This is a genomic window from Paenibacillus nuruki, assembly GCF_963311185.1.
Taxonomy (GTDB): Bacteria; Bacillota; Bacilli; order Paenibacillales; family Paenibacillaceae; genus Saccharibacillus; species Saccharibacillus nuruki.
Window position 1 is genome coordinate 1,545,422 of record NZ_OY725677.1, and the last position, 20,611, is coordinate 1,566,032.

The 20,611-nt window shown below is 37.3% G+C and carries 19 protein-coding genes; 14 read left to right on the top strand and 5 right to left on the bottom strand.

Annotated elements, in window-relative coordinates:
- Positions 1-336 precede the first annotated feature (336 nt).
- The 3 genes from RCP16_RS06940 (at position 337) to RCP16_RS06950 (ending at position 3,216) form a co-directional block, all read left to right on the top strand.
- Entirely contained in the window at positions 337-1,896 is a 1,560-nt protein-coding gene (locus RCP16_RS06940) for an RNA-directed DNA polymerase (RefSeq protein WP_371748198.1), read from the top strand.
- 446 nt (positions 1,897-2,342) lie between these two features.
- The gene (locus RCP16_RS06945) at positions 2,343-2,561 is read left to right on the top strand and encodes a hypothetical protein (protein ID WP_308641987.1); all 219 of its coding nucleotides are present in this window, start codon (positions 2,343-2,345) and stop codon (positions 2,559-2,561) included.
- Between the two features lie 295 nt (positions 2,562-2,856).
- A complete protein-coding gene (locus RCP16_RS06950) occupies positions 2,857-3,216 on the top strand; it encodes a hypothetical protein (protein ID WP_137221801.1) in 360 nt (119 codons plus the stop codon).
- Between the two features lie 110 nt (positions 3,217-3,326).
- Here the strand turns inward: RCP16_RS06950 and aiiA are convergent, their stop codons facing one another.
- A complete protein-coding gene (aiiA, locus tag RCP16_RS06955; RefSeq protein ID WP_308641988.1) occupies positions 3,327-4,082 on the bottom strand; it encodes a quorum-quenching N-acyl homoserine lactonase AiiA in 756 nt (251 codons plus the stop codon).
- A gap of 236 nt (positions 4,083-4,318) precedes the next feature.
- On the opposite strand from aiiA, the gene RCP16_RS06960 reads away from it, so the two are divergent.
- The gene (locus RCP16_RS06960; RefSeq protein WP_308641989.1) at positions 4,319-4,924 is read left to right on the top strand and encodes a TetR/AcrR family transcriptional regulator; all 606 of its coding nucleotides are present in this window, start codon (positions 4,319-4,321) and stop codon (positions 4,922-4,924) included.
- A gap of 430 nt (positions 4,925-5,354) precedes the next feature.
- Here the strand turns inward: RCP16_RS06960 and RCP16_RS06965 are convergent, their stop codons facing one another.
- Positions 5,355-6,308 (bottom strand): alpha/beta hydrolase, encoded by a 954-nt coding sequence (locus RCP16_RS06965; RefSeq protein ID WP_308641990.1) that lies wholly within the window; start codon positions 6,306-6,308, stop codon positions 5,355-5,357.
- Positions 6,309-6,555: 247 nt separating this feature from the next.
- On the opposite strand from RCP16_RS06965, the gene RCP16_RS06970 reads away from it, so the two are divergent.
- On the top strand, positions 6,556-7,500 hold the full coding sequence (locus RCP16_RS06970) for a tyrosine-type recombinase/integrase (RefSeq protein WP_273594078.1): 945 nt from the start codon (positions 6,556-6,558) through the stop codon (positions 7,498-7,500).
- 86 nt (positions 7,501-7,586) lie between these two features.
- Here the strand turns inward: RCP16_RS06970 and RCP16_RS06975 are convergent, their stop codons facing one another.
- Entirely contained in the window at positions 7,587-8,561 is a 975-nt protein-coding gene (locus tag RCP16_RS06975; RefSeq protein ID WP_308641991.1) for an arsenic resistance protein, read from the bottom strand.
- A 285-nt stretch (positions 8,562-8,846) separates the two neighbouring features.
- Here RCP16_RS06975 and bcaP point away from each other — a divergent pair, with 285 nt between their 5' ends.
- The 4 genes from bcaP to RCP16_RS06995 all read left to right on the top strand — a co-directional run bounded on the left by bcaP (position 8,847) and on the right by RCP16_RS06995 (position 13,259).
- On the top strand, positions 8,847-10,265 hold the full coding sequence (gene bcaP / locus RCP16_RS06980; protein ID WP_069328804.1) for a branched-chain amino acid transporter BcaP: 1,419 nt from the start codon (positions 8,847-8,849) through the stop codon (positions 10,263-10,265).
- Positions 10,266-10,401: 136 nt separating this feature from the next.
- Positions 10,402-11,094, top strand: a complete 693-nt coding sequence (locus RCP16_RS06985; protein WP_083243592.1) for a GntR family transcriptional regulator — start codon at positions 10,402-10,404, stop codon at positions 11,092-11,094.
- Positions 11,091-12,071, top strand: coding sequence for a DMT family transporter (locus RCP16_RS06990; RefSeq protein ID WP_308641992.1), 981 nt, complete (start codon positions 11,091-11,093; stop codon positions 12,069-12,071). The genes RCP16_RS06985 and RCP16_RS06990 overlap by 4 nt, the downstream gene beginning before the upstream one ends.
- 87 nt (positions 12,072-12,158) lie before the next feature.
- Positions 12,159-13,259, top strand: a complete 1,101-nt coding sequence (locus tag RCP16_RS06995; protein WP_308641993.1) for a DUF3900 domain-containing protein — start codon at positions 12,159-12,161, stop codon at positions 13,257-13,259.
- Between the two features lie 198 nt (positions 13,260-13,457).
- Here the strand turns inward: RCP16_RS06995 and RCP16_RS07000 are convergent, their stop codons facing one another.
- Positions 13,458-14,393 carry an L-lactate dehydrogenase gene (locus RCP16_RS07000; protein ID WP_069328807.1) on the bottom strand — a complete coding sequence of 312 codons (936 nt, stop codon included), beginning with the start codon at positions 14,391-14,393 and terminating at the stop codon, positions 13,458-13,460.
- Positions 14,394-14,643: 250 nt separating this feature from the next.
- Here RCP16_RS07000 and RCP16_RS07005 point away from each other — a divergent pair, with 250 nt between their 5' ends.
- From RCP16_RS07005 to RCP16_RS07015, 3 genes are all read left to right on the top strand, one after another.
- A complete protein-coding gene (locus RCP16_RS07005; protein WP_069328808.1) occupies positions 14,644-15,957 on the top strand; it encodes a WD40/YVTN/BNR-like repeat-containing protein in 1,314 nt (437 codons plus the stop codon).
- A gap of 213 nt (positions 15,958-16,170) precedes the next feature.
- Positions 16,171-16,347 (top strand): hypothetical protein, encoded by a 177-nt coding sequence (locus tag RCP16_RS07010; RefSeq protein ID WP_175425211.1) that lies wholly within the window; start codon positions 16,171-16,173, stop codon positions 16,345-16,347.
- Positions 16,348-16,608: 261 nt separating this feature from the next.
- The gene (locus tag RCP16_RS07015; protein ID WP_308641994.1) at positions 16,609-17,355 is read left to right on the top strand and encodes an SDR family NAD(P)-dependent oxidoreductase; all 747 of its coding nucleotides are present in this window, start codon (positions 16,609-16,611) and stop codon (positions 17,353-17,355) included.
- A 120-nt stretch (positions 17,356-17,475) separates the two neighbouring features.
- Here RCP16_RS07015 and RCP16_RS07020 read toward each other — a convergent pair whose 3' ends face one another.
- Entirely contained in the window at positions 17,476-18,669 is a 1,194-nt protein-coding gene (locus RCP16_RS07020) for an LLM class flavin-dependent oxidoreductase (protein ID WP_069328810.1), read from the bottom strand.
- A gap of 261 nt (positions 18,670-18,930) precedes the next feature.
- Between RCP16_RS07020 and RCP16_RS07025 the strand changes: the two genes are divergently transcribed.
- A complete protein-coding gene (locus RCP16_RS07025) occupies positions 18,931-19,431 on the top strand; it encodes a MerR family transcriptional regulator (RefSeq protein ID WP_083243590.1) in 501 nt (166 codons plus the stop codon).
- A gap of 67 nt (positions 19,432-19,498) precedes the next feature.
- A complete protein-coding gene (locus tag RCP16_RS07030) occupies positions 19,499-20,470 on the top strand; it encodes an SDR family NAD(P)-dependent oxidoreductase (RefSeq protein WP_308641995.1) in 972 nt (323 codons plus the stop codon).
- Positions 20,471-20,611 lie beyond the last annotated feature (141 nt).

Here is a 20,611-nt window from a genome sequence, read left to right on the forward strand (position 1 = left end):
TATGAGCAATTTTTATTGAAATACAAAAAAAGAGAACGTTTATCAATAGACGTTCTCTTTTTTGACAATTATAAATATTCAATATATTTAACAAAATCGAAATATAATAATATAAAATGGTGACTAATTTAAAACTTATTAATTTATACATAAACACTTTAATTTTAAAAATGCTCTATTTCTCATAAAATAGTTATACTTATTTAATTTTAAAAGTTATACTATAATCATTTAGAAAATGATGGATTTTTTTGAATCTATCAATAAATTTTAAGGAGATATTAAAACGACTATTAATTATAATTAACTAAATTAGTGAAGATAGAGGTGGTATTATTGAAAAAGTATTCTGATTTTATGAATGAACTAAATAATGAAGATATTTTTGAAGGTTTGCTAGGATACGGATTATTCAGTGAAAAACTTCCACCCATATTTGATAGTGTTCCTTTTTATAAATACTGTAAAAATTTTAATCCTAAATTTGAAAATACACCTAGAGAAACAAATTTTATTAGATATGAGAATATGAGAAATATTAATATTCCTAGAAGTATAGGAATACCAAATCCAATGAATTATTATCAATTATGTTTTTTTATAAAAAACCATTGGGATAAATTAAAAGATTTTTTTGAAAAGCAGACACAAAATCAAACAATCAAAGTTAGTAGGCTACATATTAGAAAAATGAGGGATACAAAAATAGTTTTTAAAATGAATTATAAAAACTATAAAATTGATGGTGAAGTGGAAAATGAAGATTTTCTCATCGGTTCAAAATATATTGTTAATGTTGACATATCTACTTGTTTTCCTAGTATTTATACTCATTCTTTAGCCTGGGCATTAGCTGGAAAAGAAATAGCTAAAAAAAACCGTAGCGAAGAACATTGGTTTAATAAACTAGATTTTCATGTTAGAAATATTAAAAATGGAGAAACACATGGAATATTAATTGGTCCTCATACTTCTAACCTTTTATCTGAGATAGTCTTAGTGTTTATCGATAAAGTCCTTATAGATAAAGGATGGAAGTATTTTAGAAATATTGATGATTATACCTGTTATGTTAAAAATTATGATGAAGTACAAAAATTTTTAGTAGATATAAACGAGGCTTTGAAAAAGTTTAATTTGATTTTAAATCATAAAAAAACTACAATATCAGTTTTGCCTATACCTTCAACAGAAAGTTGGATCAGTAAGTTAAACGCATTATCAATTAACGAAAAGGAATACTGGGATTATAAAAATACAGAGCTATTAATTAATACAGCAATATATGCATTACATTCTAATAATAACAATGCAGCTATTTTAAATTACATGATTAAAATTTTTCATAAAAAGAAACTATCTAAAAATGCTAAAAAATATTATGTAAAAAAAGTTTTACATTTAGCTGTTATTTATCCCTATTTAATACAACTTATTGATAATTATATATTTGAAGAGCAAGAATTAGATTCTAATATCATTTCCCGATTCTCAAATATAATTTATGAAGAAGGCTTTATGAGTAATAATTATGAAAGTGTATGTTATGCTTTATTTTTTTCTATAAAGTACAACTTCGAAATTAAATCTATTGATTTTGAAAAAATTAGAAATTCTAATCATGCTATTTTAAATTTATTGGGTTATTTATATTGTTGTAATAGTGATATGACAGATAATAAGAAGCAAATAAAGGTATTTAAAAATCTCGCTAAGGAGCTACTTGAGAATAAAGAAGATTTTCAAGAAAACTGGGTATTTGTTTATGAAGTTTTAAGTATAGGACATTTTAACAAAGAAAACTCTGATTGGAAAAAGCTAAAAGATAATAAAGTGAGCTTTTTAAATGCAATGCTATTAGGAGTTAAACTTAAGCAATCAAAAAACAGCGTATAATATAAATTATACGCTGTTTATGTTTAAATCGATTAGAAATAGATAATGCGACCACTATTCCGCATAAATAAGAGTATATTTCTCATATTCATTAACAAATAATACCATATATTAAAAAGGCTCAAAAATACAGAATCATACATAATTTAAATTATGTAAACCTAAAAGATTTCAAAAACATCTCTATTTGCTAGGTGCGAATACTTCTTTCATCTACCTACACTTTTCGTAATTGTAGTATTAAATCTATACAACACTTTGTAAAAATAAACTCCATCTAGAGGATGATATTTTATAGTTTATAATTCATCCTCTAAGCGGATTTGAAAAAGAGTGGATTGTATTATGATATAAAAAAGAAAATAAATATTTTGTCAGATGATCTTATTGGAAGCTTACTTCATGTCGACATAAATATAAAGTGTGTAAAAGGAGATGGATTGAAAATGAGTCATGTTCATAATGTAGCAAATCAATCTAACGAGTATCAACAAGCGGGAATGTCAGATAAAATGATATGGTTGTTTACACCTTTAATAAATAATGCATTTGCCGATACAGAAGAATTATGGAATCAAGAAGATACGGATCTAGAAGAAACACAAAGAGTCGAAGAAGAACTGGAGTATCTGAACTCATGGGAGTGTATGTTAGAAATTATATAATCATCACAACTAAATAAATAACAAGATTAACTTGATGCAAGAAACATAAACGTTATTTATTTAGTTGTGGTTATAATCTCGTTGTTTTATCATTAGTTTACATAATAAATAATACGTAAACTAGTATAGGGTTTCACACAACCTTACATAGTAATTAAAAATGATAGTCAATCACTAACTACAGATTAGGGTAATAGACATGAAGACGTACTTTATAGGGGTACCTCTCATAACTATATCATTATGTAGTTTTATTCACTGAATAGAACGATACTTTTAGAGGAGGTTTATCAATATGGGATTTAATTTAGGTGGAATGGGCGATCTTAAAGGAATGATTGAAAAAGCAAAAACACCGGGTGGTTTGATGGAAATAGCTAAAAATTTACCGTTGGATCAGATTGTACAAAAACTACCTTTAGAAAAATTACTAACACCAGAGTTTATGCAAAAGCATACTCCATTTCAATCAATTGGAGAGTTATTACAAAAAGCAGGGGTAGGATCTCCTACAGATTCAGCAGATAAAGTGAAAGAAGTACCTCAAGGTCAGTTGGATAGTCAAGTCAAAGAGAGTACTTCTTTCGGTTCCATGCAACAGTTGATTCAAAAAGCAGTTGAATTCTATAATTCTCGTCAAGCTGGTGGAAAGTAAAGGATTTCTTTTAGTGTATGATTTCTTTATATTAGAGGCAAAGAGAGTGTTATTCTTTACATTCTCTTTATTTAGTTTACATAATTATTATTATGTTAATTATAATTCATTTAGAAAAATAAAGGATATACTTGTTGATGTTTAGCTTGCTCTATATCATGTCCAAAGAAAACGATTTGTGGTTGTTTATTTTGAATAACTTGTTGAAGACGCTGGATCGCTTGTTGATTTTGTTGTGCATCTTTAACAGCAAAGGGGATACCTCGTTCAAAATTATCACGTGTATAGGATACATCAACAGTAAGTAAAATAGAACCGGATTTTTCAGTATTCAGTAGAACAGATTGATGCCCCGCAGAATGACCGGGAGTAGATAATAATTGAATACCTGGTGCGACTTCATAATCTCCATCCAACAAATGATAATTCAAATTGGGTTCTCGACATTCTATTGGCGAGTAATCTTCATTATGGATCGCTTCATGATATTCGGCACGCTGTACATAAATAGGTACATCTTGAAAATGGTGATTACCGCCTGCATGGTCTAGATGGAGATGCGAACTGATAACAGCTTGAATGTCTTTGATCGAATAACCTAAACGTTTTAACGTTTCTGGCATAGTATGTTGTGGTTGCATATCAGGTATTAATTTACCTTCTCGACGTGTTCCAGCATAATAATTGGGCTGATTTACAAATGAATCTGGCATTCCTGTATCTATTAAAATAGGCCCGTCGGATGTTTCGAGCAGAAAAGACCATACAGGCACATACATAATCTTACCCGTAGGTAGATTACCATTTAAAGCAGATTGATCTAATCCACAATAACCCATCTGTAAAAAATAAAGTTTTTGAATCATACTTTAACACTCCATTTCTATATTTGAAATTCTAAGTCATTTTATAACGAAAAACTTAAAATGACGTAATTAAGATTATTTATTCCGTTTAAAATATCTACTTATTGCTTCTTAATAAATAATTCTTTATAATAAACGGACAAACTGTCCATAATAGAATTATAACGGACAATCTGTCCGTTTGTCAATTAAATCAGCATAGATTTATTTAAATGATAATAAGGAGACTGATATATATGAAAGAAGCAACTCAATCGACTAGCCTCAAATTAAGCCGGGAAGAAGTCAATCGACGTAAAATTATACAAGCTGCACGTACATTATTTATACAGCATGGAGGCATACAAGATGTGAATATGCATCAGATTTCCAAAACAGCAGGGGTAGGGCAAGCAAGTCTATATAGAAGGTATTCTGAGATTAATGACCTTTCTATAGATGTAGTAAAAGAGGAATGTCAGCCATTATTCGATCAGATGGATCAATGGTTGAAGGCACATGTAGAAGCTCAACCTTTAGAACAACTATATAGTGTTGTTGAGCAATTTGCGGATTTTTTAGAAATGAAATCGCCATGGTTATGCCATGTTAGTCGTTCTTTAACAGGACATCGTCCGATGCAATCGCCGTTATATGTGTGGATGCGTAATTGCTGTCAAAGACTGTTAGAGCAAGCCCAAAAGAACAATGAAATCGAAGAGATTGATATTGCCTATACCGTAGAAGCATTGATGTCTACTCTGCATAATCTAGATATTCATATGATCGATCAGGGATTTGAAAAGCAACGCATTTTGCAAGGGATACGAAGACTTTATATTGATGGTCTGAAAGTAAAGTGAAGAAGAGGTGTAAAAGAATATTCTCTAGTGAATGATTTTTCCAAAGATAGGGTGCCACATTAAATAGATTATTTTTAGACATATAAAAAAAGGATGTATTTTTATTTCGATGTTATAGTTGCAATAAAAATAACTTTTTAAAGTCATTAATAAATTTACATCATTATTTTACATAATAAATAATATGTAAACTAAATAGTATATACTTAAATAACAGATCCCATTTTGTGTCTAGGTTGTCTTTTTTATCAGCTAACTGTATCTATTATTAACAATCCGTGATCTATAACAAAAAAGGATGTTCTTTAAGCCTAAGATAGACTCAAGAACATCCTTTTTTTATTGTACTATTTACTTATTCAATACATCTATTGAATCGATTCAAACATGTATCGTTTATAACTAGTATCAGCAATTGGATTGAATTGTATTAAAATCCTTCGCGTAAGAAGGTAGTAGCTAGCTTGATCGCACCTTTTTTAGCGTTAGTATCAGCTAGTACATTTAACATCACAAAGTCATGAATAATACCTTGGAAACGCACAGCTGTAACAGGTACGCCTGCTTCGCGCAATTTGTTAGCATAAGCTTCACCTTCATCACGCAATACATCAGCTTCACCTGTGATAACCAATGCTTCTGGTAGACCACTCAGTTGCTCTGTTGTTGCACGAAGAGGGGATGCTGTAATTTGAGTACGTTCGTTAGGATCGGTTGTGTATTGATCCCAGAACCATTTCATACCATCACGTTGCAAGAAATATCCTTCTGCAAATTGTTGATACGATTCAGTATCAAAAGAAGCATCAGTTACTGGATAGAACAACAATTGTTTTTGGATAGTAGGGCCGCTACGTTCTTTCGCCATTAGAGTGATTGCAGCTGTCATATTACCACCAACACTGTCTCCACCTACATATAGACGGGAAGCATCCAGACCTTTGGTAGAACCTTCTTTAGCAATCCATTCTACCACAGCATAGATTTCTTCAATTGCTGTAGGATATTTATGCTCAGGTGAAAGGCTATAATTAACGAATACTACAGCCACTTCAGCACCTGTTGCTAGTTCACGGCTTAAGCGATCATGAGTATGTGCATTACCGAATACCCAGCCTGCACCATGAATATATACCAACACAGGCAACGTCTCAGGAGCATTTTTTGGACGTAAAATACGAACCGATACTTCACCAGACGGGCCACCTGCAATATTAAGTTCTTCGATATCAACTTCTGGTTTGTATACTTCACCAGACTGTACTTCATCTACTGTTTCGCGCCCTTTTTCTGGACCTAGATCAGGTAGAAATGGAGGCTTAGAATTGTCGTCTGCGAATTGTTGAGCAGCAGGTTCAAGATAAACTTTTTTGAATTCGGTCATCGTAGAATCTCCTCTTCATCATGAAGTTTAGTGTAGTGTATATCCATAAATTAATTTGACAAAATAAAATTTGACGCTGTTTTGTTTCTATATAAGTTATACTCTTTTTTACCCTATTTGAAACGTTAGAACGCTGAATGCACTCTTTTTCCCATTTTAATTTCAACAGTAGCGTCTCAACGATATCGACAGGTTGATGTATAATAGAAGAAGGATGTGGGTTATAGGAAAGGATGAATGATCTCTGATGAATACAAAGTATGCATCCGAAGAAGAGGATTTTATATATAGTGAAGAAATTGAAGCTTTTACAGATTGGATGAAAGATGCGGGTTATACGCGTTATACACAGAAGTCTTATTTAAGCGATGTATATGAGTTTCTCAATTCCCATGCTATTCGTAACAAACCACTGGATGAAATGAAAAAGCGTCATGTGCTGTCTTTTCTTAGTAGCGCACGTACACGTGGTGTCAGTGATTCCACTAGAAATCGTAAGCATGCAGCAGTAAGTTGTTTTTTCAAAGCTTTGATCGAACTTGAAATGGCGGAACATAATCCTGCTTTTGGGATAAAAAAAGCCAAAACAGAACATAATAAAGCACCTGTTTACTTAGATGAAATCAAAATCACTGAATTTATGCAATCGGTAGAAGGCAAATATCGCACTCGCAATTTGACCATTTTTCTATTTATGGCGTATATGGGGCTACGGGTTGGAGAAGTTCATGGACTCAATCTCAACGACTACAATGCTGAACGGGGCACGTTACAAGTACTGGGTAAAGGACGTAAATGGCGTACGCTCCCTGTACCGAATGCTGTAGCGACGATTTTACAACAAGCGATAGAAGAGCGATTATCTCCATGGAGAGATGGGGAAAGTGCGCTATTTATTTCACAAAAAGGAACACGTTTGTCGATTCGAAATATTCAGCAGATCGCTACAGATACATTTGATCGTTTTCAAAGTCATATCGAACCCGAGCAACGGCTTCCGTATTCCAGCCACAAATTACGACATTCGTTTGCAACGATGTTATTACGTCAAGGTACAGATCTACGGACAGTACAAGAGTTGTTAGGTCACTCCTCAATTCAGACGACAACCATTTATACACATGTAAGCAATCGAGAAAAAGAAGAAGCGATTTCCAAATTGGACGTACAGCTTCCTTTTGAAATCAAATAATAGTATGTATATCTACTATTGAACATGCAAATAAGGATAGATCGTTTAGTGTCACGACGATCTATCCTTATTTTGTATATTGGATTCTATTTGTCACGCAGAATAAAATGAGGAACTATGCGAATATAGATCAGTTCGCCGACAAGCTCCACAATCGTCTGCGTTACAATAATCGCAGCGACTAAAGTACTCCAATTGTCTGGCAAAGATAAGGCAAGTGGAAGCACAACCAGAGAGTTCCGTGTACCAGCACTGAAAATGACAGCTCGTCCTGAGCTTATGTCTAATTTGAACCATTGTACAATCCATCTCGTAATCCAAGGCATAATACATAGAAAAGCAATATAGATAGGAATAACCTGAATAATCACGTCTCCATACATAGATAACTTGCCGATCTGTGACGCTACAATAATAAATAAGGTCAACGCCATCAATGGAACAGGAATCCATGCTGAACCTTCTAACAGTAATGATCCACGCGGTCTGGCTTTACTAGCGATAACTTGCAGACCAATTGCTAATATCAGAGGGAGAACAATAATAATAAGAAAAGATTCGATAAAAGGTGTAGGATTGACCACTTCAGATGCTTTCTCTCCCATAAATAACCACAAGTATACCGGCAACAAAACCATTTGGGTGACAAAAAGAATAGGTGTTGCCAGTAGAATCGCTTTTTCATTGCCACGTCCTAGATGTGTAAACACAATAACATAATCAATACATGGAGTAAGTAGTACCAGATATACGCCTAATAATAAGGGGGCTTGCTGAGGAAGAAATTGAGATAATCCCCAGACGACGATCGGTACAGCTATATAATTAGCAGTTAGTAAAGCCAATATAAAACGGCGATCACCCAAAGACTTTCGTATAGTTAGAAAAGGAATCTGAGTAAACATCCCAAACATCAATATAGCGATCACTATAGATATCAATATCGGATGATCCAATATCGAGATTAGATCAGGAACGAATAATCCCAATCCAGCAGCTATGATTAATACAATAATGTAGATCCAAATCTGTTGCTGTTCTAATTGTTCACGGGTGATCATATGTATAACCTACTCCTTTAATAAGCATATTATTTCTTATCGCCATATCCTAATGATGTTATTTGTATCATAGCAAAGATTGCTTATCTCCGTTTATCGCAAAAAAAGAATCAACTTTTTCCCAAAATGAAGCCAATGAAAGCTTTTATCTCATAATTTAACGATTTTTCATAAATAAATTTATTAATTCAACGCATCACAGTGTAGTATTATGTAGTTTTTTATAGGTGTCCTTTAATATTATAAAAAAATGTCATAATACCTCACAGTGAAAGGATTTTGTGTATGAATAGTAATAAAGAACAGACTTCTTTATTCAGACGTAAACCTATAGCAGAAGCGGAAGACAAAGGGCTGAAAAGAGTATTAGGAGCTCTTGATCTAACCACGCTAGGTGTGGGGGCTATTATCGGAACAGGGATTTTTGTATTAACAGGGGTAGCTGCTGCTAAATATGCAGGTCCTGGATTAGTACTTTCTTTCCTTTTAGCAGGTATTATCTGTGCGTTTGCCGCATTATGTTATTCTGAATTTGCTTCAACAGTACCGGCTTCAGGAAGTGCGTATACATATAGTTATACAGCTTTCGGCGAAGTTATTGCATGGATTCTAGGATGGGACTTGATACTGGAATATGGATTCGCTAGTGCGGCAGTAGCTAGTGGATGGTCTGGATACTTCCAGAGTCTATTATCAGGGTTTGGATTAGAACTCCCACATGCCTTAACCAGTGCATTTAGTCCAGAAAAAGGAACATACTTTGATGTGATTGCTTCTGCGATTACATTGATTATTGCATTCTTGCTCACACGTGGAGTCAAAGAAGCAGCACGTGCCAATGGAATTATGGTTGCTGTGAAATTGATCGTTGTTCTCATCTTTATCGGTGTAGGTGTATTCTATGTACAACCTGAGAACTGGCATCCATTCTTACCGTTTGGTATGGCAGGTGTAACGACAGGTGCAGCGACGGTATTCTTTGCTTATATCGGATTTGATGCAGTGTCTACAGCCGCTGAAGAAGTCAAACGTCCACAACGCGACTTGCCAATCGGTATTATTGCTTCATTAGCAATCTGTACGGTATTGTATATTATTGTTTCATTGATTTTGACAGGGATTGTCCCTTATCAAATGTTAAACGTTAGCGATCCAGTAGCATTTGCTTTTGAATTTGTTAATTTGAATGGTCTAGCTTGGATCGTATCATTGGGAGCTATTACAGGGATTACTACCGTATTGCTTGTGATGATGTATGGACAGAGTCGTCTATTATACTCGATGTCACGTGATGGACTGTTGTCTCCAGTCTTTTCTAAAATTAGTGGTAAAGGTCAGACGCCAGCTAAAGGAACTTGGATTGCAAGTATCATTATCGCAATCTTCGCTGGTTTTATCCCATTAGGTGATCTAGCTGAATTGACCAATATCGGTACATTGTTTGCTTTTGCTGTAGTTAGTCTAGGGATTATTGTACTTCGTCGTAATCACCCTAACTTGAAAAAAGGATTCCGTGTTCCATTGGTGCCTTGGATTCCAATCATTAGTGCACTAGGCTGTGTATACTTGATGACTCGCCTTGCACCATTAACTTGGATTGTATTCTTTATCTGGTTGTTTGTTGGATTATTGATTTACTTCGCTTATGGACGTAATCATAGTCTATTAAACCCAAATCGCAAAAATCGTGATACTAACAAATAATATTCCAACGAATCTAAATCAAAAACCTCTGAATTGTGGTCTATTCCACAGTTCAGAGGTTTTTTTATGCAACAGAATTAACCATAACGATAATAAAAAGATTGAGATTATGAGTAATATGCAATATATTGGTTTTATGAAAAAACTATCAATCCAGAAAATAAGTCGTCCGACGTTGCGTGATCAAGTATATGATACGCTCAAACAAGGTATTGTGACCTTAGAATTATTGCCTGAGCAGAAGCTCAATGATAATGAATTAGCCGCGCAATTCGGAGTAAGCCGTACTCCAGTGCGTGAAGCTTTGAAGCGATTGGAGGATGAAGGATTAATTGAATCTTTTCCTGGAGCCGTTACACGGGTTGCTCCTTTATATGAAGAAGCGGCAGCACATGCTTTTACAGTAGCAGCGGTATTACATGGATTAGCAGCACGCTTATCTATTCCTTACTTGCAGACCCCACATTATGATATGCTAAAACAGTTCAATCAAGAATTGATTACGGCACTTCAGCAACAGGATGCTTCTGCGGCTATTCAAGCTGATGATCAATTTCACGATGTATTTATACAACAAGCGAATAATCCCGAGATTATAGCTGCACTAAGCCGTGTGATGCCTAAGATCAGACGATTAGAATACGCTAAATTCAGCAGTATTGATCATACGCATTCACCTGAAGACCATCGACTGATTATAGAAGCAAGTGAAGCAGGGGACTTATTATTAACCGCTACACGGATGGAGCAGAACTGGATGAGTCTGGGGAGTTGGTTGGCTTCTTCTGGTAATCACTCTCCATCTTCCACAGATCAAGGTTCATCATGAAAGCTGTACTGATCGGCGTAGCGGCGGCATTCTTTTTTGCGTTTACATTTGTACTGAATCGCTCGATGGAAGTGGGTGGAGGCAGTTGGTTATGGAGCGCATCACTGCGTTACTTTTTTATGATTCCGTTATTAGCGATACTGGTTATTCTGCGCCGTAATCTTACTGGATTATGGGTGGAAATGAAAAAGTCGCCTGTGCAGTGGTTGATATGGAGTACCATCGGATTTGGATTATTTTATGCACCGATGTGTGCAGCGGCGATCTACTCACCCGGTTGGCTGACTGCGGCAGCTTTTGAAATGACGATTGTGGCAGGTATGATTATGTCACCACTGTTCTTCTTTGTCCGTTATACAGCTCAAGGACCAATCCAAGAACGAGGAAAGATCCCAAGAGCAGGCATGTTAGCGGCGCTAATTATTTTGACAGGGATTGGGTTAATGCAGTGGGAACAGGTCAGACAACATACAGAAGGTGCTAGCTGGCAAGGTATTGTATTGATTGCTATTGCGGCTTTTGCTTATCCGCTAGGTAATCGTAAAATGATGGAAGTATGCGATGGGCGATTGGATGCTTTTCAGCGGACACTGGGAATGAGTATAGCCAGTCTTCCAGTATGGATTATTCTAGCGTGTATTGGTGCTATCCAATCTGGATTACCTTCAGGTGCTCAGACAGGTCAGACATTTCTAGTCGCTCTATTTTCCGGGGTTGTAGCAACCGTATTGTTCTTTGGTGCTACCGATCAAGTTAGACATCATCCTGCACGTCTAGCGACTGTAGAAGCGACGCAAGCGTTAGAAGTAGTCTTTACTTTATTAGGTGAGTGGCTACTTCTAGGTGTTATGTTGTCTTCAGTCGGCATGTGGGTAGGATTGGTATTGGTTATCGGAGGTATGGCGGTTAATGCTATATTGTCGGTTCGAGAGCCAGGTATTTCCCGTAAGCATAAGTCTAATCATCCTGTCACTTGATTCCGGAAATAACATATACTATTCATGCTTCAATATTCAATTCACAATGATATATAGACTAATTGAGCGAAATTAAAGGAGTTTATTATGCGATTTGATATTCAATTTTTATCTTTTTTTGTATTACAAGTTGAAGGTAAAGAAGGACAAACTAACAAAAACTACAAACATTATCAAACACTCGATGAAGATGAGTATGAAGAAAGTGAGATCAAAAAATTTCTACATGCTGAATTTGGTCGTACAGCCAAACGAAAAGTCGAAAAAAATCCGGGTACAGAACAGCCGCCTACTAAGATTGGTACGTTTTTAGTGGAGCCGGGACATGAGCTGACCAGCAATCCCAATTACAATTTATTTACTCGTTTAAGAGCGGTTGATAATAAAGAAGATTTCAAAAATGCATGTGATGATCTGGTACGTAGCTATCTGGAAACAAGTTCAGTTCGTGGTGGAGCTTTGATTATTACACAAGCCAAGCTAGATACGCATTTTGATGATCCGTTTATTTTTGTGATGAAATGTGATTTTGAACAGCGTATCGCCCGTATCTCGGATGAACGTAGTCTGATTAGCGAAGTCGAGATGGCGATTAGCGCTCGCAATATGAAATCAATCCAATACCCGCATATGCCAGAAGAAGGTATGATCGAAGAATGGGAGCTTAAAATTCATCAATCTTCTCATGCCCGTTATTTTGAAGACTTTTTGAAATTTATCACGTATGAGCAATCGATTCCGGAGATTGTTAATGAACGAGTGATGGATTATGTACAGACATATGTCGAAGAAAAGTGGCCGGATGCAACCAATCTAGAACGCCAGCAAGAAGAGCATGATCTAGAACTATGGGCAGCCAGTGAAAAGCGGGATATTCAAGAAAAATGGGAACCGCAACATGTGATCGAAGCCGCAGAACGTATTGTGGAGATTAAGCCAGAGATCGAGATCAAAATGAAGCTAGGAGATACCAGTATTCGTGGATTGCTTGCTGATTATGGATATCGACTGCATATTGCCAAGTTAGGTGATCATTATGCTATGGTGATTGAAGGCGATGCGTTTACGTTTGATAAAGGATTTTCACCTGTAGAACTATTACAGCCGGAGCCTTTTGAAGTGGTGGCAAGACGCTTAGTGGATCGGGCGAATGAAACACCTGAACGTGACGATGATATTCCTTATTGATCAAGTGATCATTAGACAATCATCATTTTACACATAAAAAAAGTGGATTCAGGGTCTTATCCCTAAATCCACTTTTTTATATTATTTTTGAATTATTCAGTTTTTCTATACATCAATATTCGTTAGAGATTTGTCATATGAATACAAGATAGTCTATAGTTAATTATATATCACTTCAGAATCTATCTCTGATTCAACTTAAATATCTAACTGTGCAATCTGATCTTTTAACTTTGTAGCAGAAGCACGTAGTAATTCTTCTTCATGCTCATTCATAGGAATAGGCAATTTAGCTTGGATACCATCTCTACCGACAATCGCAGGTACACCGAGATATACGTCAGAGATGCCATGATAATCTTCAAGCAAAGAAGAGACATTCAATACAGCGTGTTCATTTTGCAAAATAGCCGCTACAATGCGGTCAAGTGCTAGTGCAATCGCATACGAAGTAGATCCTTTAGCATTGATGATTTCGTAAGCTGCATTTTTGGTGTTTTCAAAGATTTCTTTTTGTTTGTCTTCTTCAAAGTTCAGTGGAGCTCCTGCAATATTAGACAGACTCCATACAGGCAACTCGGAATCACCATGCTCCCCGATAATATGAGCATGAATACTGCGAGGATCAATGCCTTTTTCTTTACCAATTAAATAACGGAAGCGTGCGCTATCAAGTAATGTACCGGAGCCAATAACACGGTTAGATGGCCAACCGCTCTTTTTCCATGATACATAACTGAGTATATCTACTGGATTGGTAGCAATAAGTAGAATACCGCTATTATTATATTTCGTAATATTCGAAATAATGTCTTCGAAGATGGCTGAGTTCCGATTCAATAAGTCGATCCGGGTTTCCCCTGGACGCTGATTGGAACCGGCAGCAATAATGATAATATCTGCGTCTTTGCAATCCGAATAATCACCTGCCCATAGTTTGACGCCGCCAACGAATGGGAGTCCATGGTTCATATCGAGTGCTTCGCCAAGAGCTTTGTTGTGATTCGCATCAATAAAGACGAGTTCAGACATTCTCTTGTGGAGTAAAAGGGTATAAGCGGTTGTGGAGCCTACGGCTCCTGTGCCAATAACAACGACACGGTGGGGCTTGGATACAGATTCAGATACTGTCATTTTTTATCATCTCCTTCTTTAATCTATATTACAGATTCGCTACTATTGTAACGGAAAGCGCGACCAATGTAAAAAGGATCACAGAAAAGAAAGCCCAAAAAATGGTATGGAGCATTGCAAAAATCGCAAAATCTGTAATGGCTTGTAACTTTTCTGTAAACAACCTCTGTTCATTATGGTTTACTCTTATAAGGGTTATCAAACATCGGAATCACAAATTGCTTAATGTAAGCGTGAAAGGAGAGAAAGAATGAAACGATCGATGCGCAAAGCGCTCTTTATATGGATTACGCTTATTTTTGTCCTTACTGCTTGTCAATCATCTACAAGTGATTACGATCCAGCAGCAGACAAAGCGTCATCTCAAGAACTCAAAAAAATTCAAACTGAAGATCAAGGGCAGACCATAACCCTTAACCATACAGCCACATCAGATACGAAGCAGGGGGCTCCTGCTGAAAAAGGTTATAAAATTCAGACCCGATTAACAGACTTTCAATTATTAAGCGCAAGTGCAGGTCTAGCATGGGGGGTTACCCGTAATGAACTGCGTATCTATGTGACGCAAGATAGTGGAGGCACATGGGATAATGTATCACCCGCTCAGACCGTTACATTTTCAGAACCGCCTACGTATGGCAAAGATATCTTTTTCTTAAATCAAAATAATGGTTGGGTGGTTCGCAATGCATCAGGTGTAGGCGAAACCTTAATTCTGCATACAACCGATGGCGGACAGAACTGGAATTTCGCTACATTGGATGATGAAGTAAATGTATTAGGTATTTATTTTATGGATAGTAAAATGGGTTGGGCACTGGCTTCTTCAGATTCAGCCAATAGTGCAGAAGATCAGCAGGAAAAAGTACTCTATATTACCAAAGATGGCGGTAATACATGGGAAAAAGTGATGCAAAACACAGGTATCTATGAAGCTAAAGGGTTAGCAACGCAAGCTATTCCTAAATTCGGGAAGCTTGTAGGTATGTCTTTTAGAGATCGTGATCATGGATTTGTGACGTTAGAACAACAAGGTAAGCCTCATCTCTATATGACAAGTGATTCCGGCAAAACGTGGAAATCAGGGCCTGACTTTGAGAAAAATACCAAAATGTCGAATTGTCATGCTTTGACCACAGGGAAACCTCAATTTTTTGGTGACAGCAAAACAGCCGGTTGGATGAATATTGGTTGTGTAACCGATAACCAGACAAGCTACAATGGCTATTTTACCAATGATGCAGGCAAGACATGGAACTTTGCTCCATTTGCGTTAAAAGCTCAAACTGGTGTTAATCAGTCGATGGGTCCTACTTTTTTGAATAACAAAATAGGATGGTCTGTAGTTGACGGGGTAGTCTATCGTACAACCAATCAAGGCAAGACATGGACAGCATTACCTGTCAATAATACGTTACAAAGAACATTGAATAATTATCCAGAGTTAGCCAAATTGCAATTCTTTTCTGCAAATGTAGGTTGGTTATTAGTTGCCAAAAATGAAGAACGACGTTCACTACTGATGCAGACTACCGATGGTGGCAAAACATGGCATGTTTTATAAAATACAATCATAAATAAGAATAATATACAAAGGATCTGCTTTGCGAACCCGTCTAAAGGTAGCAAAGGTGATCCTTTTTTCTCGTTAGAATACTTTCTTTTTATAAAATCAAAAAATAATTTAAAATTCTTTATTGATTGTGAAATAAATCACATTAATATGCTTTTGAATCGGTTATGCTTGGGATGTAGAAAAAACAAGGAGATGATTGAGATGAGAAACAATACTAATGAAAACCTTACTAACTTTTACATGAACCTTTGCTACACTTGCTTGGATGCTAATGAATGTCGAGAAGAAGAAGCTTGTCGTGCATGTTGGGCAGATCAAGGTGTATTGGATGCCGCTAAAGATGATACTCAGGAGCTTTTACAAGCGTATTATGCATAATCGGTTCATAAGATTATCTATTATCCAAGCCAGACATGCAGACGGATTATCTATAGGCACTTCATAAAGGAACACACTTCGCTGATCAATAAGAAGTGTGTTCCTTTATCATTTCTGATCCTTTTGGACATAAGTCATACCTTTGTATTTACATAGAATAGTACTGGTCGTATAAGAGGTCATGTTTCTTAATTCTCTCAATCGTTGAATAAGCAGTATAGATTCATCATACTCATATACGAACTCAAAGGGAGATATCTTATGAAATATGCTTCGAAAACGGTTATTGTCACAGGTGCAGCCAAAGGAATCGGTAAAGCTGTAGCAGAACGTTATGCTGCCGAAGGCGCTACTGTGTTTTTGACCGATACGTTAGAACCTGAAGGTGCTTCAGCCGCAGCAGCTATCCGTGAGAGTGGAGGACAAGCGCACTTTTTACCTTGTGATGTACGTCGAGAAGAAGACGTTATAGCCACCATACAGGAGATTGTGAATACAACCGGACAGATTGATATTGTTATTAATAACGCAGGGGTGTCTCGTTGGAAATCGCCTTACGAACTGACTTTGGACGAGTGGGACGATGTAATGAATACGAATGTGAGAGCTTGTTTCTTAGTATCCCGCGAAGCCGCTAAAGTGATGCGTGATCATACAGGAGGTTCTATTGTTAATATTTCTTCAACACGTGCTCATATGTCTGAGCCTCATTCTGAAGCATATGCGGCTTCAAAAGGTGGTATTACAGCGATCACCCATGCTCTATCTGTATCGCTAGGGCCTGATCATATTACCGTGAATGCGATTAGCCCGGGCTGGATTGAGACAGGCGACTATAATGCTCTGACGAAAGAAGACCATGCACAACATCCAGCAGGACGTGTAGGCACACCTGAAGATGTAGCGAGAACCTGTTTATTTTTAACCGATCCAGAAAATTCATTTATTACCGGTGCTGAATTGATTGTAGATGGTGGAATGACACGTAAAATGATCTATGTTGAATAGATGAGCTAGAGCATGCTTATAAGCATGACAAAAAAACAGGTGCGATCTATTCGCACCTGTTTTTGTTATATCAAGACATAAAATTTGTAGTTTATGATTAGCTAACAGACTTCATCGTCCTTAATTCGAAGCGACTAAGCGATTGCTCCATTTTTCTTTAAATAAAGGCAATGTACTTTCACCAAAAATCTGTGCTTCTTCTAAATGAGGATAGCTCGATAAGATAAAGGATGTAATCCCAATCTCCGCATATTCCATCAAACGGTCAGATACTTGATCAGGAGTACCGACAAACATCAAAGCTCCACCTGAACGAAGATTAGACAATCCCGCCCAGAGGTTAGGGCCGACAACAAAGTCATTTTGTGCAGCTGCGTCACGAATCTGATTTTGACGATTTTGTCCGGTTGCTCCGGTTTGGCTGAATGACGCTTTGGCACGTTCGATCGTAGCAGGATCGATATCTTTAATTAGATTACGTGCGGCTTCCCAAGCTTCTTCTTCAGTATCACGCACTAAGACTTGAGCACGCATTCCGATCCGAAGTGGACGAACACTACCATGTTCCCGGGCATATGCGGCTTGAGCTTGTTCAAGTTCTTGTACTTGTTCACGAATCATATCAAGAGGCTCGCCCCACATTAGAAATACATCTGAATACTCTGCACCAACCGATTTGGCCTTTGCCGAACTACCACCGAAGTAAATAGGAAGAGTAGGCTTTTGTACCGTAGCAGGGCGACTTGTACCCCCTTTTAATTCATAGTATTCGCCTTGAAAATCCACTTTGTGATTGGTAACTGCTGAATGACCTGTATTGCCGAATTCTGTTGAAGAAAGACCAGCTGCTTGTTCCCATACACTTTTCATAATATGCACATATTCACGAGTACGCGCATACTTCTCGTCATGAGCGCGCGCAAGTGGATCACCCAGTTCTTCAAGATCATCAGGAGAGCTTCCTGTCACAATATTAATACGTGCTCGTCCACCGGATAGATTATCCAAAGCAGCTGCCATACGTGCTGCTAACACAGGAGCAATCAATCCCGGGCGAAGAGCGACAAGAGGTTTTAACGTTGTAGTTGCACCGATAATAGCTGATCCTACCACCCAAGAGTCCAGACATGCACCGCCTGTAGGGATCAAAGCAAATTCAAAACCTGCTTTTTCAGCAGTCTGGGCAACATTAGTTAAATATTCAAGGGTTGGAGGACGTTCAGAATCTTGTCCAAAGCGTGTTCCATCTCCCATTGTAGGTAAAAACCAGCCAAATTCTACTTCATCCCGTTGAATATGATCAGATGTTGACATCGTAATATCTCCTTTAAAAGATAGTATAGATAGATTTATATAGGGTGTACCGCTTAATTTCATTATTTAATAGACTAATCCGACAAACATACTTGGTATAAATGATACTAGCATTTTCACTCAGGTGTGTCAATTGTTTCAAATTCATTCTATCTGTCGCATTAGTGGTGAAAGGCGAACGCTTGAGTTAAGATAGAAATCAAAGTATTGGTGATCATTTATACATCACATCGACTAGGATTGATAAAGGAGAATGTTATTATGAGTACTGACTTAGAGCAGAAGAATCAGCTCAGTATAGGGGAAGTTGCAGAACGTTCAGGTCTTAGCGTACATTCACTCCGTTTTTATGAGCGGGAAGGTTTACTGTTATCTACACGTATTGCTAGAGATGAGGGAGGACGACGACGGTATAGTGAAGTCGATGTAGAATGGCTTTACATTTGTACACGTCTACGTGCTTCAGGTATGCCGATTGCTCAGATTCGTCGTTTTGCTGAACTGGTACGTATGGGTCCGGGTAATGAACATGAACGGTTGGATATTTTGAAAGAACATCAACAACGAGTGGTCAGTCAGATGGAGCATTTGAACGATTGTCTGGAAGTCATCACACTCAAGACCAATGTCTATGAGAAACACCTCAATCGTAATGAGCCTGAACAAACGTGGGAAAATCAACACCTCACTGCTTCAGAAGCATCGACAGATCATCCTCACAGCAAGTCATCTCACACACAAATCAATATTTGTGATAAATGAGACTTGACCTAGAGTGAACTCTAGCTTGTACAGTAAGAGTATCAACGATGAAGAGGAGAGAAATAATATGGAACATTCTTATGTGAAAACAGCTCAACACAACATCAACTCAGGATTTGGACATGACAGTACAGCAAGTGAAGTATTGCAAGGTATTGATCTTACAGGTAAAACCGCTTTAGTTACAGGCGGATACTCCGGTCTTGGACTTGAAACAACACGTGCTCTCGTACAAGCAGGAGCTTTTGTTATCGTGCCTGCTCGTCGCCCGGATGTAGCTAATGAAGCACTTCAAGGATTAGAACATGTCGAAGTGGATGAACTGGATCTATCCGATCTAGATAGTGTACGTGCTTTTGCAGGTCGATTGTTAGAGAGTGGACGTAGTATTGACATAGCGATTCTAAATGCTGGCGTGATGGCTTGCCCTGAGACTCGTGTAGGTCCAGGCTGGGAATTACAATTTGCAACCAATCATCTAGGTCACTTTACGTTGATCAACTTGATCTGGTCTGCACTTACCGCAGGAGAAGGCGCAAGAGTAGTAGCTACTTCTTCCGCAGGGCATCACATTTCACCTATTCGTTGGGACAATATTAATTTTGAAGGCAATTATCAGAAGTTTGAAGCATATGGTCAAGCTAAAACAGCTAATGCTTTATTCGCAGTAGAACTGGATCGCCGTGGAAGTGAACAAGGGGTACGTGCTTTCTCTGTTCATCCGGGGGGCATTTTGACACCACTTCAACGCCATTTGCCTAAAGAAGAAATGGTAGCTTTGAAATGGATCGATGAAGATGGTAATGGAGTAAACTCTGCTTTCAAAACACCTGAACAGGGAGCGGCAACTCAACTCTGGGCAGCTACTTCTCCACAGTTAGAAGGTAAAGGTGGCGTATATTGTGAAGATTGCGATATTGCAGAACCTGCTATCGAAGGTGTACCTTCTGTTGGCGTGAAAGAGTATGCTGTGGATTCGGATCAAGCCAAACGCCTATGGGATCTATCGGTTACTTTGACCGGAGCATCTCTTTCTTAAATCAAGCAGGATGACTATAAAATAAATCAATCTCAAAAGGCACATCCCGGTAGAAATACCAGCGATGTGCCTTTTTTTATTTGACGCTCTCCTCAAAGATACGATTGGAGCTACAGAGAAAAGGGTAATATTAAGAGTTAG